The following is a 21652-nucleotide window of genomic DNA, read 5'->3' as shown; positions in this document are numbered from 1 at the left end:
TGTGACCTTCGACCTCAAAACAGCGCTAAAATACATCATCCTGTTTTTAATCGGGATAGGGGTACTATATTTAGCGTTTCGGGGTCAGGATTTAGGAAAGATCTGGCAGGAAATTAAAACTGCCGATTATTTTTGGGTAATCACTTCTGCTTTTGCTGTTTGGATTGCCCACATACTGCGGGCACTGCGCTGGCAGATGCTTTATCATTCTATCCACTACAAAGTAAGTTTCTGGAATGCCTATCATGCCGTAATGATCGGTTACCTTGCAAACCTTGCATTGCCGCGTTTTGGAGAGCTTGGCCGTTGTTCGGTGATCCATAGAGCCGAAAAAGTACCCATGTTTGCCTCCATAGGCACTGTAATTACCGAAAGGCTTTTTGATGTGCTGATGCTTTTCTTCACCAGTTTGGCTATGGTTACCTTACAGTACGATATTGTTTCGGATTTTTTATATGATGCCATTTATCTGAATCTTCTTAAAAAACTGGACAGTTTAAATTATTGGTGGCTCGTTGGCCTCACTATTACCATCTCAGTATCGGTTTTAATAGCTGTTTATTTCCTGCGGAAAAAATTCAGTAAAAAATTCCTGCGTATTTTTGTGAGCCTGCGCCAGGGGTTTGGTTCTTATGGAAAGCTCAGGCAAAAAGGCATCTTCTTAACCTATACCCTAGGGATCTGGATCTTCTACTCACTCTCGATGTATTTTGCTTTTTCATCCATACAGGCCACAGCCGGTTTGCATTTTAATGCTGCATTTACCGCAATTGTGTTTTCGGGCTTTGCCATGGCAGCACCGGTACAGGGTGGTATAGGCGTTTTCCACTGGATGGTTGCCCAATCGCTTGTGCTCTACGGTATTTCGTTTAAAGATGGGCTAGCCTACTCAACCATCATCCATTCTTCGCAGGTTTTGCTCATCCTGGTATTGGGCGGTTTTAGTTTAAGCCGTATTCTGTTTAAAAAAACAGGTGCGGTAAAATCCAGTTAATTTACCCTGTTTTCATCCTCGTTCCTCTTGTTTTCCTTAGCATTGTAAGTAGAATTTCCTAAGTTATAAGTCAAGCTAAAGGCCAGTTTGTTGGAAGCGAAATAATGATAGAAATCCTATACTTTTTCCGGATTTTTGATCTTTTTAAAATTTCCATAAAAACCAGATAACTGTGCGGAAAAACCAAACACCATAGTATTAAGAATAGTATCACTCAAAATAATTTACTATGCAGCCATAGTAATTTAGAACAGAAATGCTACATTTGATTTACTAACCCTTTATACTAAATGTTATGCATTTTGAATTAAATGAAGAGCAATTAATGATCCAACAGGCGGCCCGCGATTTTGCGCAGCAGGAATTAAAGCCTGGAGTAATTGAACGAGACGAACACCAGAAATTTCCGGCCGAGCAGGTTAAAAAACTCGGAGAACTTGGTTTCCTGGGGATGATGGTTGATCCAAAATATAACGGTAGCGGTCTCGATACCATATCGTACGTATTGGTGATGGAAGAGTTGTCTAAAATCGATGCCTCTGCCTCTGTAGTGGTATCGGTAAATAATTCGCTCGTTTGTTATGGCCTGGAAAAATATGGGAGCGAAGCCCAAAAAGAAAAATACCTTAAGCCATTGGCTGCAGGCGAAAAAATTGGGGCTTTTTGCCTCTCCGAGCCTGAAGCCGGATCGGATGCTACCTCGCAACGAACCACGGCAGAAGATAAAGGAGATTATTATTTACTTAATGGCACCAAAAACTGGATTACGAACGGCAGTACGGCATCAACTTACCTGGTTATTGCCCAAACCCATCCCGAATTAAAGCATAAAGGTATAAATGCTTTTATTGTAGAAAAAGGGATGGAAGGTTTTACTGTCGGTCCAAAAGAAAATAAACTGGGTATCCGCGGATCGGACACACATTCTTTGATGTTTAATGATGTAAAAGTACCCAAAGAGAATAGGATAGGTGAAGATGGCTTTGGCTTTAAATTCGCGATGAAAACTTTAGAAGGCGGCCGTATCGGTATCGCTGCCCAGGCTTTGGGTATTGCACAGGGTGCTTTTGAGCTGGCCACACAATATGCAAAAGAACGGAAGTCATTCGGCAAACCAATTTCAGAGCACCAGGCCATTGCCTTTAAACTGGCTGATATGGCCACACAAATCGAAGCAGCAAGGTTATTGGTGTATAAAGCAGCATGGCTGAAAGATCAGGGCTTGCCTTATACGCAGGCTGGCTCCATGGCAAAACTTTATGCTTCAAAAGTGGCCATGGATGTAACCATTGAAGCGGTGCAGGTACACGGCGGTTATGGATTTGTAAAGGAATACCATGTTGAGCGTTTGATGCGTGATGCCAAAATCACCCAGATTTACGAAGGTACTTCAGAGATCCAGAAAATGGTGATTTCGAGAGAAGTGATCCGTTAGTCATTAGTTCAAAGTCAGTAGTCTTGAGTCCGATCCTGCTCAAGACTACAGACTCCCGGATCAAAACTTAATCTTTCTCTCCGGCTACTGCGCTAAATACTGCCTTGATCAGGGCTACCACAATGGCCAAAAATGCAGCAGCAATAAAGCCTGAGGTGTTAAAAGAAGTCATCATGTTATCAACCAATAAAATCATTAAAACTGTGATGATAAATGATACCAGTCCTAAAGTTAAGAAGTTGATCGGAAAAGTTAACAACCTTAAAATAAATCCAATGGTTGCATTCGCAAGAGCAATCAATATTGAGGCGATAATTGCATTGCCGTAGCCATCAATGCTTACGCCTGGTACGAGTTTCGCCCCAATGAAGAATGCCAGTCCTGTTAAAAGGATTTCGATAATAAATTTCATAATTGTTTATTTTTGTAAATGTTCAAATTCTTTTTCAACTATTTGATCGTAGTTGCTGTTGTCATATCCGCACTTTCCTGTTCGAATAGAAACAACAGACCGGTCATTAAGTTTTCGGGAGATAGCTCCTCAATAATAATTAAAAATATTGATGAGGCAAGCCTCTTGCAGGTTAAAAATGCATATCAGGCTAAGAGCGATACACTTAACCTGATTTCAGTTTTAATAAAACCAGGCGAGTTAGACAGCATCCAGGACGAATTGGAGGTGACTGGAAAAGTTAAAATCCTTGGAGACTCACTAGTATTTAACCCGGATCAACCCTTTATTAAAGGTAAAGATTATCTGGTGCAAAGTTATATCGGTGTCAAATTTGCTACCATTGGTAACCTCATTACAAGCAGTGCAAAGCATAACTTACAGCCCCAAAAACAAACACTTAAACGGTAATAATCAGCATAATAATTAATACAGGTGTTTGATTTTTCTTAAAAAATTCCTACATTTGCATTGTAATCGAAGAAAAGAGAAGGGGACACAGTCCCCTTTTTCTATGAAATCAGGTTAAAATATGCAGGTAGAAAAGAGAGTTGCGGCCCTCGTTGAGGAAAAAATAGCGGACCGTCCGGAGTTGTTTCTGGTAGAAGTAAAAATGTTGCCAAACAATAAATTAATTATACAGGTTGATGGTGATGAAGGGATTAATATTCAGGATTGTGTGGCCATAAGCAGGCACGTTGGTTTTCATCTTGAAGAAGAAAATGCAATAGAGCAGGCTTATAATCTGGAAGTTTCCTCGCCGGGTGTTGGCGAGCCTTTAAAGCTGATCCGTCAATACAATAAAAACATTGGTCGTACGGTGAGCATCAAGCTGAAAGAAGGCTCGAAAAAAGAAGGAAAACTGCTGGCGGTTACAGAAAATAACCTACTGATTGAAGAGTCGGTTAAAGAAAAAGGGAAAAAGGCGGTAGCAGTTCAAACAGATGTGCCGTTTAATGATATATTAGAAACAAGTGTGTTAATTTCATTTAAGTAAAAATGAGTACTACAACAATTAATTTGATCGACTCTTTTCAGGAGTTTAAAGATTTCAAAAATATAGATCGCCCAACAGTGATCAGTGTGCTGGAAGAAGTTTTCCGTAGCATGTTGCGTAAAAAATACGGAACAGACGAAAACTGTGATGTAATTGTAAATCCTGATAATGGGGATTTGGAGATTTGGAGAACGAGAAGAGTAATGGAAGATGGGTTTTCTGAAGATGATGATTTAGAGATCGAGCTTGCTGATGTACACAAACTTGACCCGACTTTAGAAGTTGGCGACGATTATATCGAACAGATTACTTTAGAAAGTTTTGGCCGTAGGGCAATTTTAGCTGCCCGCCAAACTTTAGTGTCTAAAGTATTGGAATTAGAGAAAGATGAAATCTTCAAAAAATATAAAGATAGGGTGGGTGAAATCATCACCGGTGAAGTTTACCAGGTTTGGAAAAAAGAGACCTTGGTTTTAGATGATGAAGGTAACGAACTTTTAATGCCTAAAACAGAGCAGATTCCTGCTGATTATTTCAAAAAAGGCGATTCTGTAAGAGCAGTAATCTCTAAAGTGGAAATGATCAATGCCAACCCTAAAATTATTATTTCGAGAACGGCGCCGGAATTTTTACAGCGCCTGTTTGAACAGGAAGTGCCAGAAATTTTTGATGGTTTAATTACCGTTAAAAAAATTGTCCGCGAGCCGGGAGAACGTGCTAAAGTTGCGGTTGAATCGTACGATGACCGTATCGATCCGGTTGGCGCCTGTGTGGGTATGAAAGGATCCCGCATTCACGGTATTGTTCGTGAATTGAAAAACGAAAACATTGATGTGATTAACTTCACCAATAATATTTCATTATACATCACCCGTGCTTTAAGCCCGGCAAAAATTACTTCCATTAAGCTGGATGATGAAACTAAACATGCATCGGTTTACCTAAAACCGGATCAGGTTTCATTGGCCATTGGACGTGGTGGACACAACATTAAACTGGCCGGTAAATTAACCGGTTACGAAATTGATGTGTACCGCGAAGCCGGAGAAGAAAGCGACGAGGATGTTGATTTAGAAGAATTCTCAGATGAGATTGACAGCTGGATCATTGATGAATTAAAGGCTATCGGTTGCGATACTGCTAAGAGTGTATTAGCCCTTACAGTTGAAGATTTGGTAAAACGCACCGACCTTGAAGAGGAAACGATTAAAGAAGTGATTCAAATTTTGAAGTCAGAATTTGAATGAGTGGTGTAATTGCCAAATAAACACTACTTTTGTATTAAATAAAAACAATAATAGGAGCTAAATGTCAGACGACAAACCAATCATTTTAATTAAAGCTATTAAAGAACTTAATATAGGCATGGGTACGGCCGTTGAGTTTTTAAACAAAAAGGGGTTCTCTGCCGAGAAAAGTCCCATGTTTAAACTTACGGGAGACATGTATAATGCCTTATTAAAAGAGTATCAGGGAGATAAGATCGTAAGAGAAGAAGCCAAACAAATAGTGATTGGTAAAATACGTCGTGATGAGCCTGAGACTGAAAAGCCAGTAGAAGCGCCGAAAAAAAATGCCGATTTTGAGAAAAATGAAGAGATTTTAATTAAAAATGCTCAATCATTTAATCCTCCGGTAGAAAAGCCAAAGGTAACAGAAAGCCCTAAGGCAGATACACCTGCACCTGCGGCAGCAGTAGAGCCGGTAAAGGAAACCAAGGCGGAAGAAACCGGGTTGCCAGGGGTTAAAATTGTAGGAAAGATAGATTTAAATGATCTTAACCCGAAAACACGCCCGGCTAAGAAAGAAGAAACACCTGCTGCATCAGCACCGGTTGTAGAACAACCAGCGGTTAAATCACCAGAACCTGTAAAGCCGGTTGAACAACCTAAAGTGGAAGAAAAACCGGTTGAGGCTAGAAAGGAAGAAGTTCCTTCTGCATCAACACCAGTTACTGAAACACCGGTAGTTAAAACAATTGAGCCTGTAAAACCAGTTGAGCAACCTAAAGCGGAAGAGAAACCTGCTGATGCAAGACCGGCAAATAATGAACCGGAGGTAATTAAAGCACGTACCGTTAAATTATCTGGTCCGAATATTATTGGTAAAATTGATTTGCCAACCTCACCAGACCGCAGAAACGGTCCGGTTGCTTCGTCTAGCGATAGCGAGGCCGCAAAACGTAAGCGTAAACGTAAAAAAACTCCGGGAGCCCCAGGTCAACACGGTGGTCAAGGCCAGCAAGGACAAAATAATCCTGCAGGTCAGGGTCAGGGAGGTGCACCAGGACAGCCTCGTCAGCCTTATCAAGGCAACAGACCAGGTGGTACACCATACCAGGGTAACAAACCAGCCGGACAAGGTGGAACCCCTTACCAAGGAAATAGAAATAATAACAATAACAGGCCAGGTTTCCAAAATAGAAATGCCGCACCAAGCGGACCTAAAGAGGAACCTACTGAAAAGGAAATTCAAGATCAGATTAAGGCAACACTTGCCCGTTTAAGTGGTGCCGGTAAATCAGGTAAGTTTGCACAGCGTGCTAAATTACGCCGTCAGAAACGTGATGATGTTGCATCTAATGCTGAAGAGGCTGCAAATGAGCTTGAATCGCAATCGAAAATATTAAAAGTAACAGAATTTGTTACGGCTAATGAGTTAGCGAACATGATGGATGTACCGGTAACCAAAATTATTGGAACCTGTATGAGTTTAGGTATGTTCGTTTCTATTAACCAGCGTTTGGATGCTGAAACCTTAACCATTGTTGCAGATGAGTTTGGTTACGAAATCCAATTCGTTAAACCGGATGAAGAAGAAGATAATGTAATTGAGGAAGAAGATAACGAAGAAGATTTAATCGAAAGGGCTCCGGTGGTTACGATTATGGGGCACGTAGATCATGGTAAAACCTCATTGCTGGATTATATCCGTAAAGCCAACGTAGTAGCTGGTGAGGCGGGAGGTATTACCCAGCACATTGGTGCCTATATGGTAACGACTCCTTCTGGTAAAAAAGTAACATTCTTGGATACTCCGGGTCACGAAGCTTTTACTGCGATGCGTGCACGTGGTGCTAAGGCTGCCGATATTGCCATTATTGTAATCGCTGCGGATGATGCCGTGATGCCTCAAACAAAAGAGGCAATTAACCACGCACAGGCTGCAGGTGTACCGTTGGTATTCGCTTTCACTAAAGTGGATAAACCAGGTGCAAACGCAGATAAAGTACGTGAGCAATTATCAGTAATGAACATTTTGGTTGAAGACTGGGGTGGTAAATATCAATCACAGGAAATTTCGAGCAAAAGCGGCTTAAATGTTGATTTACTTTTAGATAAAGTATTATTAGAGGCTGAGTTGTTGGAATTGAAAGCCAATCCTAACAAGCGTGCTACAGGTACGGTAATCGAATCGGCATTAGATAAAGGACGTGGTATTGTAACTACGGTACTTGTTCAGGGCGGTACCTTAAAAGTTGGAGATCCGATTTTAGCGGGTAGCTATAGCGGACGTGTAAAAGCGTTAACCAATGAGCGTGGTGCTAAAGTAGATTCGGCAGGCCCATCACAACCGGTACAGGTTTTGGGTATGCAGGGTGCTCCTACAGCAGGTGATCGATTTAATGCTTTAGAAAGTGAAACCGAAGCCCGTGATATTGCAAACAAACGGATGCAGTTACAGCGCGAACAGGGCTTGCGTACGCAGAAACACATTACTTTGGATGAAATTGGCCGTCGTTTGGCAATCGGTAACTTTAAAGAGCTTAACATTATCGTTAAAGGTGATGTGGATGGTTCTATCGAAGCCTTATCAGATTCATTACTGAAATTATCTACCGAGCAGATTCAGATCAATGTGATCAGCAAAGGTGTTGGTCAGATTTCAGAATCCGATGTATTATTAGCTTCGGCTTCAGATGCGATTATTATCGGTTTCCAGGTTCGTCCATCAACAGGTGCACGTAAACTGGCAGAAGCTGAGCAAATCGATATCCGTCTATATTCTATCATTTACGATGCCATCAACGAGATTAAATCGGCAATGGAGGGTATGCTGGATCCAGAATTTGAAGAGAAAATCGTGGCTAATGTGGAGATCCGCGAAACCTTCAAAATCACTAAAGTGGGTACCATTGCAGGTTGTATGGTACTGGATGGTAAAATTACCCGTAACAGCAAAATCCGTGTAGTGCGTGACGGTGTGGTAATTTATACCGGTGAATTGGCTTCGTTAAAACGCTTCAAAGATGATGTAAAAGAAGTAGCCAAAGGTTACGAGTGTGGTTTAAATATCCAGAACTTTAACAACATCGAAGTGGGCGATATCGTAGAAGCTTACGAACAGGTAGAAGTAGCTAGAAAGCTATAATATCTTAATAATATAAAATTTAAAGTGGCCCGAAATGGCCACTTTTTTTTATGCTGTTAAATTATTCATGTTAAAATTATCAGATAATTTTAAGTTTGTATATTAAAAATATCTGATAATTTTAGTTTTTTGTCTTAAAAATATCGATATTTGCATTTAAGATTTATTTTATGGAAAGGTCAACGGCATTAAAATCTCTCAAAAATCACCTAGCTAAGCCCCAGCACACCATTTTGATAGGACCAAGGCAGATCGGTAAAACCACACTTGTTAAACAGCTGGCAGCGCAGTTGCAGAATGATAATGAGTTTGTCTATTTCTTAACTTTCGAAGATCCTGCCATTTTAGAGGCTGTAAACAAGCATGCAGAAAATATATTCAATTATACCTTATTACCGGCTGACGTACCGGTAGATAAGCGCTTGTACATTATCATCGATGAGGTGCAGTATGCAAAAGATCCTAGTAATTTTTTAAAGCTGCTGTATGATAAATATTCGCCAAAACTAAAAATTATTGCAACAGGGAGCAGTGCCTTTTATATCGATAAAAGTTTTAAGGATAGCCTGGCGGGCAGGAAAAAGGTATTTGAATTTTTCCCTTTGGCTTTTGATGAATTTCTCCATTTTAAAGGTGAGGATGGCTTAATCACTGAGTGGGAACAGATGACCAGAAGGCCTGCCTATCAAGGACTTCAATTCAGTCGTATAAATGCTTTGTTTGATGAATACCTGGTTTATGGTGGTTATCCGGCTGTTGTTTTAGCAGGTACCGAGCAGGAAAAGCAGGAAATGCTTAAGGAGCTAGTAAACAGTTATATGAAGAAGGACGCCTTGGAAGCCGGTATTAAAGAAGAACTCAAATTTTTTCAACTGGCTAGGCTGTTGGCCGATCAGACTGGGAATCTCGTAAATAACCATGAGTTGGGAAATACCCTGCAGATGGCCAGTTCTACGGTAGAAAATTATATCTACCTGATGCAGAAAACCTATATTGTACAATTATTGTCTCCTTTTTATGGTAACGTGCGTAAAGAATTAACCAAAATGCCAAAGGTTTATTTTAACGATAACGGCTTGCGTAATGCCTTGTTAAATAACTTTTCGAAGTTAGCCGATAGAGCAGATAAAGGCGAATTATTAGAAAATTATACATACTGTAGATTAAGACAGTTATACGATGCTGATAGCTTGCATTTTTGGCGTACTGCCGATGGTAACGAAGTTGATTTTGTAGTAGAAGAACAATTAAAAACAGGCCCTGCTTACGAGGTTAAATATAACGATGCTCAGTTTAAACCTAACAAGTACAAGAAATTTGCAGAGGCCTATCCCAATTTTAACTTGAAATGTGTCTGTAAGATAATTACCAAAGAAGGAGGAATAGAGGCCATTAGATTATAGCTTGCTACCGAAATATTAATCCACTAAATATTTATGTGCTTTGTAAAGTAAAATTATCTTGCTCTGCTTAAAATCAGATTAAATAATTTAGTAGCGCTAACTAGTATGTTAAAGTTATCTGTTATAATAAAATGGTCATATTGTTCCTGTAATATTTTACGTACATAAATGTTAAAAGAGTTCCAAATTAATTCAGGACTCTTTTTTTTAACGGATATTTGCCTGTTCATCTACCAAACGCATTAAATGAATACAGTTATAAACCAGCAGACAACACCAGAGAAAAAGAATTTTGATTTTGTTGATACAATAAGGTGCATTTCTATGTTTGGCATTGTCTTCGAACACTCAGCGGTATTGTGGGGAATAAAATATTCGGCCATTGGGGATACCTGGTTACAGGTGGTTACCATGCAGTTTTGGAAGTTTGCCACAATTGCCTTTTTTCTGATTGGTGGGTTTCTGATCAATTATAAATTTACAGAATACACACCGGGGCAATATCTGGTTCGCAGATTTAAAAACACGATTAAACCCTGGTTGTTCTGGATATTTTTCCTGGTAATTGCAACCCTGATACAGCGGATCATAATTGCATCAAGGGGAGGTGATGCCGTTTTTTTAACCAGTCCGCTCGCTTATTTTACTGAAGAATTTAGGTATATTCTATTTGAAAGTAGCTTTTGGTTTATCCTAAATTTTCTCATCTGTATAAGCATTCTGTTGATTTTTAAAAAACATTTATATAAGCTTTGGTTTGGATTGATATGGGCTGCAGTTTCTTTGGTATATAGTGTTAACCTCTATTTTGAATGGTTTGTAACACATCATTCGGCAGCCCTGTTCGGTTTTGTGTTCTATTTGTGGCTTGGCGTATACCTCAACCGGTATTACGAGCAGGTAATGAGCTATATTAAAAAAATAAAATGGTCCTATGTTGCTATAGTCAATGTGCTGTTTTTTCTCTTGTCCTGCCTGGAGGTGATCTACCTGGCTAAACATGGATCGAAGGATGAGTATAATACGCTGCGTATCTCAAATATCCTTTATTCGCTAAGCATGTTTGTGTTGCTATTAAAGATGGGCAGTGTGAAATTTATCGACAAAAACCTCGAGCCCCGCAAAACCACATTTGGTATTTATCTGCTGCATCAGATTCTGATTATCAGGCTAATGCCAGAAATTTTTAAATGGAATAAGTGGAATACCACCACTTTTACGGTAACCGAGAATATTTTATACTCAATATTGCGTTTTACATTGGTTTATGGCCTGAGTTTCTTTTTGACAAGACTGTTGTTGAAGACAAGGCTAAAATGGACCGTGGGTGGATAATTATATTAAGTATAGTGACGGAAACTCCGCCAATTCTGCTTTTTTCTGGTAAAGGTAAAAATTTAACAAACGTTCTGAAAAGAAACCGAAAATTCGGCGTTGATATGGGTATTCGCTTAATTTAACCACTTTCTCCAACTCTGACAGGATGGGGAATAGCCAGGCACAATAATCTGAAAATGTGTTTTTATCTGCAATAAACATATTACAGCAGTACATCATATCCCTACTGTTAAAAAAGTCGTCAAAAGATTGCGTTTGGTTGGGGTACATCTGTGTAACTACATCCCTCATTAAATACCAATCTTCCTTAATATGATAAAAGATATAATGGTTTTTGATTGAGCACCTGCACGTCATATCAATACGCAATGGTAATGCTGTTGGCACAATTATTTTATTAGCCATCAATTTTTCCAATAATGCATTTTTTACCTTATCAGAAGCAATAAAATCTAGCGTTTCCTGGCTAAGCTCTTTTTCATAAACTGGCCGCTCATCGGTTATTATCTTGGTCAGAAGCAGTTTCTTTTTAACAATGGTTTCGGGAACGATAAAATACCTACGGTAATGGCTCAATCCAACCCATTTACAGTCGAAGCTTTCGAGATTTTTCCATATCCAGTACAAAGCAGTAAGCTCACTGTAAGTACTGTTCTTATTCGCTATATGGTCTCCGGTATTATCGGCTATAAAACCCAGATCAATGCCTGAGCTTCCTTTACCTACCTGTATCGGCACAATGTAATCGCACACAGGAATAGGGTACTCCTTGTGGAAAACGGAGAATATTTTTAAGTCCGAACTACTCATTTTTTAATTCATTTTTCGATTTTAACAGCGCCGAGGCAATTACCTGGTGCATATCATAATAGCGGTATTCAGCCAGCCGGCCTCCGAAAATCACTTTTTCTTCTTTTGAGGCCAAATCCTGGTATTTTTTCAGGATATGCATATTTTTCTCGTCGTTTACGGGGTAATAGGGCTCTGCATTCTGGGCATCTTTTACTGGATATTCTTTTGTAATTACCGTTTTAGGCTGCGTACCAAATTCAAAATGCTTATGTTCATATACACGGGTATAAGGGGTTTCTGCATCTGTAAAATTCATCACAGCATTGCCCTGGTAGTTTTCGGTATCATGAACTTCCAGCTCATACCTTAAGCTTCTATACTCAAGCTCACCAAAACGGTAATCGTAATAAGCATCTATCTTTCCGGTGTATACAATTTTTTCTGCCGCATTTAGCCATTCAGATTTATTGTCAAAAAAATCGGTATTTAATCTTAGGTCACAGCCAGCTAATAAACCATCTATTACCTTGTTAAATCCACCAATGGGAATTCCTTGGTATTTATCGTTAAAATAATTATTATCGTAGGTAAACCTAACAGGAAGACGTTTAATGATAAAGGCAGGCAGTGCCGTTGCTTTTTTTCCCCATTGTTTTTCGGTGTAATGTTTGATCAACTTTTCATAAATATCTGTACCTACAAGTTTTAAGGCCTGCTCTTCCAGGTTTTGTGGTTCCCCAATATTCAGATGTTTAATCTGTCTGGCAATTTCTTCCTTAGCCTCTTTCGGAGTTTTTGTTCCCCAAAGTGAATAAAAGGTGTTCATGTTGAACGGCAGGTTATACAGTTCTCCCTTGTAATTGGCTATGGGCGAATTAGTATAGCGGTTAAAATCAGTAAACTGGTTGACAAAGTCCCATAAAAACTTATCATTCGTATGAAAAATATGGGCACCATACCAGTGCACATTTATATCCTCTATTTTTTTACAGTGAATATTGCCTCCTGTATGATCCCTTTTATCAATAACAAGGCATTTTTTGCCAGCTTTGGTCATCTCGTGTGCAAAAGTGGCACCAAAAAGTCCAGAACCAACAATTAAATAATCATATTTTTTCTCACTTTTCATTTATTATATTGTGGCTTATTGATTCTGTTTTCGATAGCAGATCTCATTTTGGCAACTGCGCATTGGTATGTGAGCTTCTCATGGGCAAATTTTAATGCGTTCTCCGTAATCTGTTTATAAAGCATGGGATCTTTCTCAATCTGGTAATATTGATTTACCAGATCGCTCAGGTCGTTCTTTACAGGGATATAATGCTCGTAGGGCTTTAAATCGTAATGAAAGTATTCTTTCCATTTCCTTTCCTGTAAAAATATAACCCTCTGGCTGTAAAAAAGAAATTTTAGGCGGGCAGAATAGCTATTTCCTTCTACATCGATTAAATATTTATACTGTGTATGTTGGGGCAGGGTAAAATATGGAACATCCTTTTTATGGATAAAATAATCATCCACGTAGGTATTATAAAAGTCAAAAATCTCGGGGGCCTGATTTCCGATTTCTATCAATTTCTCCCTTATCATATTGGTTTTGACATTTCCGGCCCAAAATATACGTGGGTCGAGCCAGGTTTCTTTTCCTTTGGCCTCAATTTCTGCCACTGTATTTGAAAAACTGTTAATCCCTGCTTCTTTCCAACTTTCAAAGGCAAAATCAGGGATCAGAAAATCCTGCTTTTGATCGTCGTCTATGCAATAATAAAAAGAATCATCTTCGTATCCGCCTGCAGGTTTATCATTGATGAAAAATTTAAAGTACAGTTCCTTATCCGTAACCAGTTCTTTAAGGCAGTCGAGCAAAATCTTGGCTGTAGCTTGTCCCCTGGTCTGACTCTTGCCTACTAGGTTAACTGCCGTAAAACCATTCTTTTTTACGAGTTCTACATGTGGCCATAGGTTTCTGTACTTTTTTTCCAGAAACTTACGGCTAATGCTTATTTTGTCGATCTTCTTATAAAGAAACGAGGTTAAACCCATATCGAATTATAAATTTGGATGCAAAGGTATCTGATTTTCTACAATAGGTACTGTTTTTTATTTTATTTTTGAAGGAGATGATATCAATAATTATAGCCTCCGTAAATAAAGATCAGCTTTCTGATATAAAGGAGAACATTGCTGCAACCATAGGAGTAGATCATGAAATTATCAGTTTTGATAATGCTGATGGGAAACGTGGATTATGCGAAATTTACAATGAAGGAGCAAAGCGGGCCAAATATGAGCTACTTTGCTATATGCACGAGGATATCAGTATTAGAACGAAAGACTGGGGTAGTATTGTTGCAGCTATTTTTAATGAAGATCAGAAAATAGGACTGATTGGCATAGCCGGGAGCAGTTATAAAACTCAAGTTCCGTCTGGATGGTTTTGCAGCGCAGGTGAAAAAAAAATCAATTATATTAATATTCTTCAACGCTATAAATTTAGCGAAGAGAAAACACAACACATTTCTCAAAATGTAAAAAATGAAAAATATTCGAGTGTAGTTGTGGTAGATGGCGTTTGGTTCTGTACAAAAAAAGAAATCGTTAAAGTTCATAAGTTTGATGAGGAAACATTTAAAAAGTTTCACTGTTATGATCTCGATTTTTCACTTCAAGTACAAAAAACATACCGTGCAGTTGTAACTTTTCAGGTATTATTAGAACATTTCTCAGAAGGAAATTATGGTAAAACCTGGGTAGAGGAAACATTAAAATTACATGAAAAATGGGTAGCTGATTTACCGATAGATGTAGAAGGGTTATCAAAAAAAGAAATTTTCTTTGCTGAAAAACATTCACTTAAATTCTTTCTAAAGCAGATGAAAATAACTGGATATAAAAAGATAGAAATATTCAAAATATTTTGGCGAAGTAAACTTAAAAACAACTTTAGCTTGTTTTTAATGTTAAATAAAGAAATTTGGCGTAGTTAAATCTGGTAACCTGCTTGTTTAAAGTACGGTTTCCAAAAATGAATGTTTTTGTCCCATGCATGACAACCAAAAGGCATATTTCCTTTAAGTAAAGCCATTGCCCTTTGCGGAGCTGTTTCAATAGAAAAGTTCAATGCCTTTTTATAAGTAGGAATCTTTATTCTTTTTTTCTTTCGATTCACTTCTACGGTCCAGAACATGTCCTCATTATAGTCGCTGCTTTTCCTACCAATATAATTTTCTATGAGTTCTTTTTCCTGGATACAAACATTATAAAAGGATTCAACTTTTCTCAAAGAAAAGCCTCCATTGCCGACGTAATTGTACAATTGTCGTTCAATGTCAGGCCTACCTTGTTTATCAAGTAGATTATATCTCCTATGCAGGTACGACCTAAGTTTCTCTTTAGTTCTTTTAAATAAAGTTGGAAATTCTTTTTCTCTCAACCATGGCGCACCTATATAATCATAACCCAAGCTGCACCAATATGCTAATTCATTTTTAAATACGAAAGCATCCAATTGGTAGATAAGCAGATAGTTGTAATTCAAGAATTTCTCATAAAAGAGTTCCGAAAGCATTAAATCGTTGTAACTAAACACGCTTTTAAAATAAAAGCTTGGGAAAGACACTTCACTATAAGAAAATGCTATCTGTATATTCGATATTTCCAGGTCATCTGGTTTAAGTATTACAATATCGTAGTCAGACAGTAACTTTCCACATTGAGCCAATGCTATCTTTTCGTAAATTGAAAGCTCGGATTTATAAATTGGTATTACAATAACGCAAGAACTATTCATTTTAGCTTCTATTGAATTTTGGCAAAAATAACAGTATAATATTCATGAAGGCTTTCAAAATTTTGTAGGCGATCGGATACTTTTTTATATGCATAAATTGTTCTGCCTTTTTAAATTTTATCTCTTTCAAATATTCATAGTCCTTGACAAATTCTGGAAAATATCTGTTCAAAGAAGCTTCTCTTTCTTTATTGATTTCCGGATGATTTTGTGAATTTGCGGATATCCCAGTTCCATCATAAGTTACAATTATGCAATCTAAGTGCTTATATGAAGCCTCGCGTTTACAAATTGCATAAGTGAAGAATTCCCAATCCGATACGATTTTGAAATTTTCATTATATAAGAAAATATCCTTAAACAGCTTAGCTCGAATAAAACTTGCCTGATGTGAGATGTTTTGTTCATAAAAAAAAGCAAAATTTAACTTTTTTGGGAAAGTGCGAATCTCTTGTTTTATACCATCTACCTGTAGGATATCACCATAGTAAATATCATATTGACCATTTAATTCCGCATTCAATTTCTCTAAAATAGTATTATCAATTAAAGCATCTCCACTATTTAAAAACATTAAATAATCACCTGTTGAAATCTTAATGCCCTTATTCATGGCATTATATATACCGCTGTCAGGTTCAGATACAGCATAGCTAAAAAATGAAGAGTGGGCGTTAAGAACATCTTTGCTACCGTCCGAACTATTTCCATCAATAACGATAAACTCAAAGTCTTGCCAAGTTTGGTTTGCTACGCTTTGAACTGTTTTTTCCAGCCCTGCCTTATTGTTGTAATTGATAGTTATAATTGATAATTTTTTACTCATCATAGAAATTTTATTTTGAGTGATTAAACTATACCAAAAACGGTGTCAAGATTCTTAAAGCACTGTTCTTTTTCATAGTTGAGGTTAAAAGCTGCGGCTGCATTTTTTGCCTCTTGTTGATATGTTGCATCATCAGTTAATAACCTGAGGATATTGTTCTTAAACTGGACAGGATCATCGCTAACTAAACAACCATTGTTTGTTTTGTCGATCAAGCCATCAATGCCCCTCGTATTACATACCACGGGCAGGCCATAAGATAGTGCCTCTACCACTTTTATTTTGGTTCCGGTGCCGGTTAACATTGGGCATAAGGCTACTTTTGCCTTTTGATAATAAGTTGATAAATCTTCAGCAAAGTTTACCGCAATAATATTGGGTGCCTTAACGGATAGATGCTTATTGATCTGCCCTATAATGCATATGTGTATATTGCCAGGTAATAATGGGTATACCTTGTTAAAAAACCAGGTGGCCGATTTTTGATTGTGTATGTTATCGGAAGCCACATAGATCAGATCAAACGGTTTCTCTTCAGTAGAATGACGGTTCTCCGGCTTATCCAGCATCATGGGGGCAAGTGCGACCTTGTTTTTACAGAACTGACTAAAGATATATTGCTCTTCTACAGAAATGGCCAAAGCAATATCAAATAATGAAATCCTGCGGATCTCTTCTTTAAAAGAACTTCCGATATTTACTTTTCTTTGAAGCTGGGCAGTTATAAAATCGTGCGTATCGATTATTTTTACCGGTTTTTTTGCAAGTGGGTTATCCTCAACCAGTGTGGCCCAGCTTGCATAATTGATGAAGATATAATCGTAATCCTTGCTTTCCAGGATTTTTTTAAAAGCCCGCTTAAATCTCAAGGTAACCAGTTCGGGAAAATTAAGCGGAAAAAACCAGGCTTTGTTCTGGTAAAAAAAATTGGGTAACTTATAAAATAACAGGTAAAAGAGGATATTTTTTTTAGAAGGCTTTTTTTTGATCACATAGGTCTTATCTGCCAGGCCAGATTGTTCAAATGCCTGAATATCTGATGCATTCCATTGCCCAGTGTAGTATTCGCTTACAAAATCAATCTCGAAATTTCTTGATTTGAAGTAATCCAGCATACTTAAGGCCCTGGTTCTATTTCCCGCATTTTTTTTTAACGGGTTATCGGGCATAAAAAATAATACTTTTTTCATCCGATATATTAATCGTTAAAGGCCTGCATGTCGATTAAACGCCTGTATAAACCATTTTTATTCATCAATTCGTTATGACTTCCGTTTTCTACAACTTCGCCTTTATCAATCACCACAATTTTATCCGCATGTTGTATGGTACTTAAACGGTGCGCTATGACAATTGAAGTACGGTTTTTCATTAAATTATTTAACGCGTCCTGTACCAGTTTTTCAGATTCAGTATCTAAGGCTGATGTAGCTTCATCTAAAAGCATAATGGGTGGGTTGGCCAAAACTGCCCTGGCAATACAAACCCGTTGTTTTTGCCCGCCAGATAATTTATTGCCCCTGTCGCCCACATTGGTTTGGTAACCATTTTCTGTATTGAGGATAAAATCGTGTGCATTTGCAATTTTCGCCGCCGCCATAACTTCTTCTTCGGTTGCATCTGGCTTCGCAAAAGCGATATTATTAAAAATGGTGTCGTTAAATAAAAACGACTCCTGGTTAACGATACCCATTTGCGAACGGATACTTTCTACTGTAAGGTCCCGGTAATCATGACCATCGATTTTGATAACCCCCGATTTTGGATCATGAAAACGTGGTAGTAAATCCATCAACGTGCTTTTGCCACCTCCGGAAGGGCCCACCAGAGCCACTGTTTTACCTTTTTCTATATCAATGTTAATATTTTTTAATACCTCTTTATCGCCATAATTGAATGAAACATCCTTTAAGGTTAAGGCAGTACTGAAATCGCCTAATGTTTCTGCTCCGGCTTTATTTTTAAGCGCAGGTTCGGTATCGATCAGGTCTAATACGCGTTCGCCAGCAGCGATACCAGAGTGGATGCCGCTAAAAGAATCGGCAAGGGCTTTTACCGGCTGTAGTACCTGTGAAAAAGTAGCAAGGTAAACCACAAATTCTGCTGCTTTCAAATCGCCTTCTCCACTCAATATCAGGGTACCACCATATAAAAGAATAAATACAACCACCAAAACACCCAACGTTTGAGAAACCGGAGAAGCCAATTGTTGCCTTCTGGCCATTTTTCTATTTAAAAACGAATAAAACCTGTTTTCGGTATCAAACTTTTCCTTTGTACGTTCGGTAGAGTTAAAGGCTTTGATAATCTTTATGCCACTAAGCGATTCATCCAAAAAGCCGATCATCTTTGCAAAAGATTCGTGTGACTGTGTGGCCTGTTGTTTTAATCTTTTCACGATTTTACTGATGATAAAGCCCGAAACCGGAATTACCAGCAGAGAAAATAAGGTTAATTTGACAGATATAGAAATCAGCACACCAATAAAAAAAAGTAGTTGTAAGGGTTCCTTGAAAACTACCTGCAACGTGTTGGTAACCGTAAACTGGACCACCTGAACATCAGAGGCCACTTTTGATATAATATCGCCCTTGCGCTCATTATTAAAGTAGCCAACATGTAAGTTCATTACATTATTAAAAACGGTTTTACGGATGTTTAAGAGCGTGTGTACACGTAAATCTTCCATAAAACGTTGAGAAAAATAACGGAAAAAATTAGCAAGAAATACCGTTCCAATAATAACTACGCAAATTACTTTTAACGCCAGGATTTTATCCTCTGCAATAATGCCATCTATGTAATTGTTAAAGCGGCCCAATAAATCCCAGTCGCTTTTCTCTTCTGCAATTTTGGCCGGATCGCATTTCCCCAAAAACAGGGCCTGCATTAAAGGGCCCAACAATGTAAAAAGAAAAGTATTAAAAAAAATTGCAAACAATGTGGTAATTACATAAGGTATTGCAAACTTTTCAATAGGCTTGGCAAATGATAATAAACGAAAATAAGTTTTCATTAATGTTAATGTATGTAACGGAATTCAGGGGGAATACCCCGCCGTAAAAAATATAATAAAGTTCAGGCAAATGTACGGTTTTTCATACATATCAATAAGATGCAGGCTCCTGGCAGAATTAAAATTACAATTCTTGGTTTTTTGGAATTGGCAGATATGCTGTTTTAGAAAAAGTAGACCGTTAATAGTCCTCACTATTAACTTTTTTCTATATTGCTGGTTTTTGATTAATAGCCTATTTTTCTTTGCTGTTTCCCAGGCAGTGCTGATATAAATTCATGTACTGTTTCGCGGCAATTTCCCACGAAAACTTTTCGGCCTGGGCTTTTGCTTCTTCACCACGATTGTTTTGTATGAAATCAACCATTCCGGCAGTAAACACCTCCTGCATATGTTGAGGCTCAAAATTATCAAAATAGTAAGCAACATCGCCACCAACCTCAGGGAGTGAAGTAAATTTTGAGAGGAAAACGGGTTTCCCGAAATGCATCGCCTCAATTACAGGAAGTCCAAAGCCTTCGGCAACAGAAGGGAATAAAAAAGCATCACAATTTTTATAATACCAGGCCTTATCTTCATCAGAGATCGGCCCTGTGATGTGTACCCTGTCTAAACAATCGTATTTTTCAGCTTCTTCCAAAATCCTTTGTTTATGTGGGGTTTCCCTACCCGAAATAACAAGATGAAAGTCGTTATCTTTTAATAAGGCTGGCAGCAGGTGGAATCCTTTTTGTACGGATAATAATCCTATGGTAAACAGGAAAGGTTTTGGTGGGACAAAGCTTGGTTGATGTTTTTCATCCGAAATCAACTTATCGGCACCATTATAAATTACGCTAACTTTCGCTTTGGCCTCCGGAAAATAGTGGGCTACGTCATTTGCAACAAACTGCGAAATGCATACGATTTTGTCGCATTGTGAAATCAGTTTACCCAGTTTTTTTAAATATACTTTGATCCTGTGTGGCTTACTAAACTTTAAATGTACCTTATTCATGTCATGAATGGTCATTATTTTTTTTGCATTAACCCTTTTGGGCCTTAACCTGCAGGTTTGATCGGATAAATGGACCACATCGAAATCATTTTTGCCCTTAAAGAACAACCGGTCTAATCTGGAGAGATAGATGATATCAACCAGGCCGTTAAAAAGATATTGAGTGTGTTTAAAGAGATAAAATTTTAAATCAAATTTACCTTTGTTTTCCTGGATCAGTGCATCGCCCAGCCCTTTTCCAAAGGAGAAATAGCCACAATTGGCATCTTTCATCGAATCAAAGGTGACTAAGACTTTAGGCTTTTTCATTCAATAACATTTATTAGTTGATGCAAATATAGACAGATTTAAGTTGTGGCCTACTTTACCATTTTATAGTTACGGTATTCGAACAGGCGCAATCCGGTTAAATCTTCAATTTTCTGTAGCAGCCTTCTGCGGAAATTCATTTTTGGGGTTTCTTTAGTTAAATCTTTATCAAATTTCCAGTTTGCGGCGGCAATTCTGGCCTGCATCACTTTTGGGTGGCTACCCTTAAAATGAACCAAACGGTCGGCATTGTGCATATCATAGGTATCCTGGATAGGGTAATTCTCCTCTATCCATTCCGGTGTTTGATAAAATTGGTTAAAATTACGCACTTTACCCTGCAGGCCTTTTGGCGGTTTTACCCAGCCATAATGATAAACGTAGGCATCGATTAATTTAGCCTTCAACTTCCTGTCATTAATCCTGAAGCCCTGGGCATCACGGTAAGAGCGAACCCCAGGCAGGTTTTTGATAATCCTGACTTCTCTTCTGTACCAGCGCCTGGATTCTGCCAGATAATCATAAGAGGCATAAAAATGCTTATACTTTAAAAGTAGAGCCTCAACCTTGCTGTTGTTCAGCTCCTGCTCCATTTCTTTTTTAATCAGTGGAAGATAGTCTTCGTGTATGGCTTCATCACCCTGAATGTAGATCATCCAATCGGTATCTTCGCTTATTTCTGCCAAAGCTTTATTGGTTTCGTCGGCAAAAACACGTCCACCTTCGCGAATGCTGTCATCCCAAACTGTATCAATTGTCCTGATCTTCGGGTCGATACTTTTAACCATTTCTGATGTTTCATCAGATGAATTGCCCAATGCAACTATAAAATCATCACACAGGGGTAATATCGAAAGTATGGCTTCTTTTGCCGGATAATCGTTTACAATTGCGTTTCTTAAAAAGGAAAAACCGGTCACTTTCATGATGGGC

General features: G+C 38.2%; 19 protein-coding genes. 9 read left to right on the top strand and 10 right to left on the bottom strand.

Features of this window, described 5'->3' with window-relative positions; all coding sequences use genetic code 11:
• The first annotated feature begins 1 nt into the window (after position 1).
• A complete protein-coding gene (locus tag GGQ60_RS15485) occupies positions 2-994 on the top strand; it encodes a lysylphosphatidylglycerol synthase transmembrane domain-containing protein (protein WP_183766082.1) in 993 nt (330 codons plus the stop codon).
• A 295-nt stretch (positions 995-1289) separates the two neighbouring features.
• Positions 1290-2429 carry an acyl-CoA dehydrogenase gene (locus tag GGQ60_RS15480; protein WP_183766080.1) on the top strand — a complete coding sequence of 380 codons (1140 nt, stop codon included), beginning with the start codon at positions 1290-1292 and terminating at the stop codon, positions 2427-2429.
• 67 nt (positions 2430-2496) lie between these two features.
• Here GGQ60_RS15480 and GGQ60_RS15475 read toward each other — a convergent pair whose 3' ends face one another.
• Entirely contained in the window at positions 2497-2841 is a 345-nt protein-coding gene (locus GGQ60_RS15475; RefSeq protein ID WP_183766078.1) for a phage holin family protein, read from the bottom strand.
• Between the two features lie 18 nt (positions 2842-2859).
• Between GGQ60_RS15475 and GGQ60_RS15470 the strand changes: the two genes are divergently transcribed.
• The 6 genes from GGQ60_RS15470 (at position 2860) to GGQ60_RS15445 (ending at position 10986) form a co-directional block, all read left to right on the top strand.
• The gene (locus tag GGQ60_RS15470) at positions 2860-3291 is read left to right on the top strand and encodes a hypothetical protein (protein ID WP_183766076.1); all 432 of its coding nucleotides are present in this window, start codon (positions 2860-2862) and stop codon (positions 3289-3291) included.
• A gap of 121 nt (positions 3292-3412) precedes the next feature.
• Entirely contained in the window at positions 3413-3877 is a 465-nt protein-coding gene (gene rimP, locus GGQ60_RS15465) for a ribosome assembly cofactor RimP (RefSeq protein ID WP_183766074.1), read from the top strand.
• 2 nt (positions 3878-3879) lie between these two features.
• Positions 3880-5124, top strand: a complete 1245-nt coding sequence (gene nusA / locus GGQ60_RS15460; protein WP_183766072.1) for a transcription termination factor NusA — start codon at positions 3880-3882, stop codon at positions 5122-5124.
• Between the two features lie 61 nt (positions 5125-5185).
• Entirely contained in the window at positions 5186-8248 is a 3063-nt protein-coding gene (gene infB, locus GGQ60_RS15455) for a translation initiation factor IF-2 (RefSeq protein WP_183766070.1), read from the top strand.
• A 170-nt stretch (positions 8249-8418) separates the two neighbouring features.
• A complete protein-coding gene (locus tag GGQ60_RS15450) occupies positions 8419-9651 on the top strand; it encodes an ATP-binding protein (protein ID WP_183766068.1) in 1233 nt (410 codons plus the stop codon).
• 246 nt (positions 9652-9897) lie between these two features.
• Entirely contained in the window at positions 9898-10986 is a 1089-nt protein-coding gene (locus tag GGQ60_RS15445; protein WP_183766066.1) for an acyltransferase family protein, read from the top strand.
• Here the strand turns inward: GGQ60_RS15445 and GGQ60_RS15440 are convergent, their stop codons facing one another.
• Genes GGQ60_RS15440 through GGQ60_RS15430 form a run of 3 tightly spaced genes read right to left on the bottom strand, consistent with a single transcriptional unit; the run spans position 10987 to position 13824 of the window.
• Complete coding sequence (locus tag GGQ60_RS15440) at positions 10987-11799, bottom strand: DUF4422 domain-containing protein (RefSeq protein ID WP_183766065.1); 813 nt, start codon at positions 11797-11799, stop codon at positions 10987-10989.
• Complete coding sequence (glf, locus tag GGQ60_RS15435) at positions 11792-12910, bottom strand: UDP-galactopyranose mutase (RefSeq protein ID WP_183766064.1); 1119 nt, start codon at positions 12908-12910, stop codon at positions 11792-11794. Before glf ends, GGQ60_RS15440 begins: the two co-directional genes overlap by 8 nt.
• On the bottom strand, positions 12907-13824 hold the full coding sequence (locus tag GGQ60_RS15430) for a glycosyl transferase family 90 (protein WP_183766063.1): 918 nt from the start codon (positions 13822-13824) through the stop codon (positions 12907-12909). Before GGQ60_RS15430 ends, glf begins: the two co-directional genes overlap by 4 nt.
• A gap of 77 nt (positions 13825-13901) precedes the next feature.
• Here GGQ60_RS15430 and GGQ60_RS15425 point away from each other — a divergent pair, with 77 nt between their 5' ends.
• Positions 13902-14768: a glycosyltransferase gene (locus GGQ60_RS15425; protein WP_183766062.1), complete on the top strand. Its 867-nt coding sequence runs from the start codon at positions 13902-13904 to the stop codon at positions 14766-14768.
• Here GGQ60_RS15425 and GGQ60_RS15420 read toward each other — a convergent pair.
• From GGQ60_RS15420 to GGQ60_RS15395, 6 genes are all read right to left on the bottom strand, one after another.
• On the bottom strand, positions 14765-15571 hold the full coding sequence (locus GGQ60_RS15420) for a DUF5672 family protein (RefSeq protein ID WP_183766061.1): 807 nt from the start codon (positions 15569-15571) through the stop codon (positions 14765-14767). The two genes, GGQ60_RS15425 and GGQ60_RS15420, sit on opposite strands and share 4 nt — an antisense overlap.
• Before the next feature lies 1 nt (position 15572).
• Complete coding sequence (locus GGQ60_RS15415; RefSeq protein WP_183766060.1) at positions 15573-16400, bottom strand: glycosyltransferase family 2 protein; 828 nt, start codon at positions 16398-16400, stop codon at positions 15573-15575.
• Between the two features lie 20 nt (positions 16401-16420).
• Entirely contained in the window at positions 16421-17587 is a 1167-nt protein-coding gene (locus GGQ60_RS15410; protein ID WP_183766059.1) for a glycosyltransferase, read from the bottom strand.
• 8 nt (positions 17588-17595) lie between these two features.
• On the bottom strand, positions 17596-19413 hold the full coding sequence (locus tag GGQ60_RS15405; RefSeq protein ID WP_183766058.1) for an ABC transporter ATP-binding protein: 1818 nt from the start codon (positions 19411-19413) through the stop codon (positions 17596-17598).
• A gap of 235 nt (positions 19414-19648) precedes the next feature.
• The gene (locus GGQ60_RS15400; protein WP_183766056.1) at positions 19649-20719 is read right to left on the bottom strand and encodes a glycosyltransferase family 4 protein; all 1071 of its coding nucleotides are present in this window, start codon (positions 20717-20719) and stop codon (positions 19649-19651) included.
• Positions 20720-20769: 50 nt separating this feature from the next.
• Positions 20770-21645: a glycosyltransferase family 2 protein gene (locus GGQ60_RS15395; RefSeq protein WP_183766054.1), complete on the bottom strand. Its 876-nt coding sequence runs from the start codon at positions 21643-21645 to the stop codon at positions 20770-20772.
• Positions 21646-21652 lie beyond the last annotated feature (7 nt).

This window comes from Pedobacter zeae (assembly GCF_014196715.1).
GTDB classification, from domain to species: Bacteria; Bacteroidota; Bacteroidia; order Sphingobacteriales; family Sphingobacteriaceae; genus Pedobacter; species Pedobacter zeae.
This window is presented reverse-complemented; position numbering and strand designations above follow the sequence as displayed.

What these genes read in the sequence shown, in the direction of transcription:
- GGQ60_RS15405 (WP_183766058.1), bottom strand. Translation starts at nt 19,413, where the DNA reads ATGAAAACTTATTTTCGTTTATTATCATTTGCCAAGCCTATTGAAAAG.
- nusA (WP_183766072.1), top strand. Translation starts at nt 3,880, where the DNA reads ATGAGTACTACAACAATTAATTTGATCGACTCTTTTCAGGAGTTTAAA.
- GGQ60_RS15480 (WP_183766080.1), top strand. Translation starts at nt 1,290, where the DNA reads ATGCATTTTGAATTAAATGAAGAGCAATTAATGATCCAACAGGCGGCC.
- GGQ60_RS15400 (WP_183766056.1), bottom strand. Translation starts at nt 20,719, where the DNA reads ATGAAAAAGCCTAAAGTCTTAGTCACCTTTGATTCGATGAAAGATGCC.
- GGQ60_RS15450 (WP_183766068.1), top strand. Translation starts at nt 8,419, where the DNA reads ATGGAAAGGTCAACGGCATTAAAATCTCTCAAAAATCACCTAGCTAAG.
- GGQ60_RS15410 (WP_183766059.1), bottom strand. Translation starts at nt 17,587, where the DNA reads ATGAAAAAAGTATTATTTTTTATGCCCGATAACCCGTTAAAAAAAAAT.
- GGQ60_RS15415 (WP_183766060.1), bottom strand. Translation starts at nt 16,400, where the DNA reads ATGATGAGTAAAAAATTATCAATTATAACTATCAATTACAACAATAAG.
- glf (WP_183766064.1), bottom strand. Translation starts at nt 12,910, where the DNA reads ATGAAAAGTGAGAAAAAATATGATTATTTAATTGTTGGTTCTGGACTT.
- GGQ60_RS15420 (WP_183766061.1), bottom strand. Translation starts at nt 15,571, where the DNA reads ATGAATAGTTCTTGCGTTATTGTAATACCAATTTATAAATCCGAGCTT.
- infB (WP_183766070.1), top strand. Translation starts at nt 5,186, where the DNA reads ATGTCAGACGACAAACCAATCATTTTAATTAAAGCTATTAAAGAACTT.
- GGQ60_RS15470 (WP_183766076.1), top strand. Translation starts at nt 2,860, where the DNA reads ATGTTCAAATTCTTTTTCAACTATTTGATCGTAGTTGCTGTTGTCATA.
- rimP (WP_183766074.1), top strand. Translation starts at nt 3,413, where the DNA reads ATGCAGGTAGAAAAGAGAGTTGCGGCCCTCGTTGAGGAAAAAATAGCG.
- GGQ60_RS15440 (WP_183766065.1), bottom strand. Translation starts at nt 11,799, where the DNA reads ATGAGTAGTTCGGACTTAAAAATATTCTCCGTTTTCCACAAGGAGTAC.
- GGQ60_RS15445 (WP_183766066.1), top strand. Translation starts at nt 9,898, where the DNA reads ATGAATACAGTTATAAACCAGCAGACAACACCAGAGAAAAAGAATTTT.
- GGQ60_RS15395 (WP_183766054.1), bottom strand. Translation starts at nt 21,645, where the DNA reads ATGAAAGTGACCGGTTTTTCCTTTTTAAGAAACGCAATTGTAAACGAT.
- GGQ60_RS15475 (WP_183766078.1), bottom strand. Translation starts at nt 2,841, where the DNA reads ATGAAATTTATTATCGAAATCCTTTTAACAGGACTGGCATTCTTCATT.
- GGQ60_RS15425 (WP_183766062.1), top strand. Translation starts at nt 13,902, where the DNA reads ATGATATCAATAATTATAGCCTCCGTAAATAAAGATCAGCTTTCTGAT.
- GGQ60_RS15430 (WP_183766063.1), bottom strand. Translation starts at nt 13,824, where the DNA reads ATGGGTTTAACCTCGTTTCTTTATAAGAAGATCGACAAAATAAGCATT.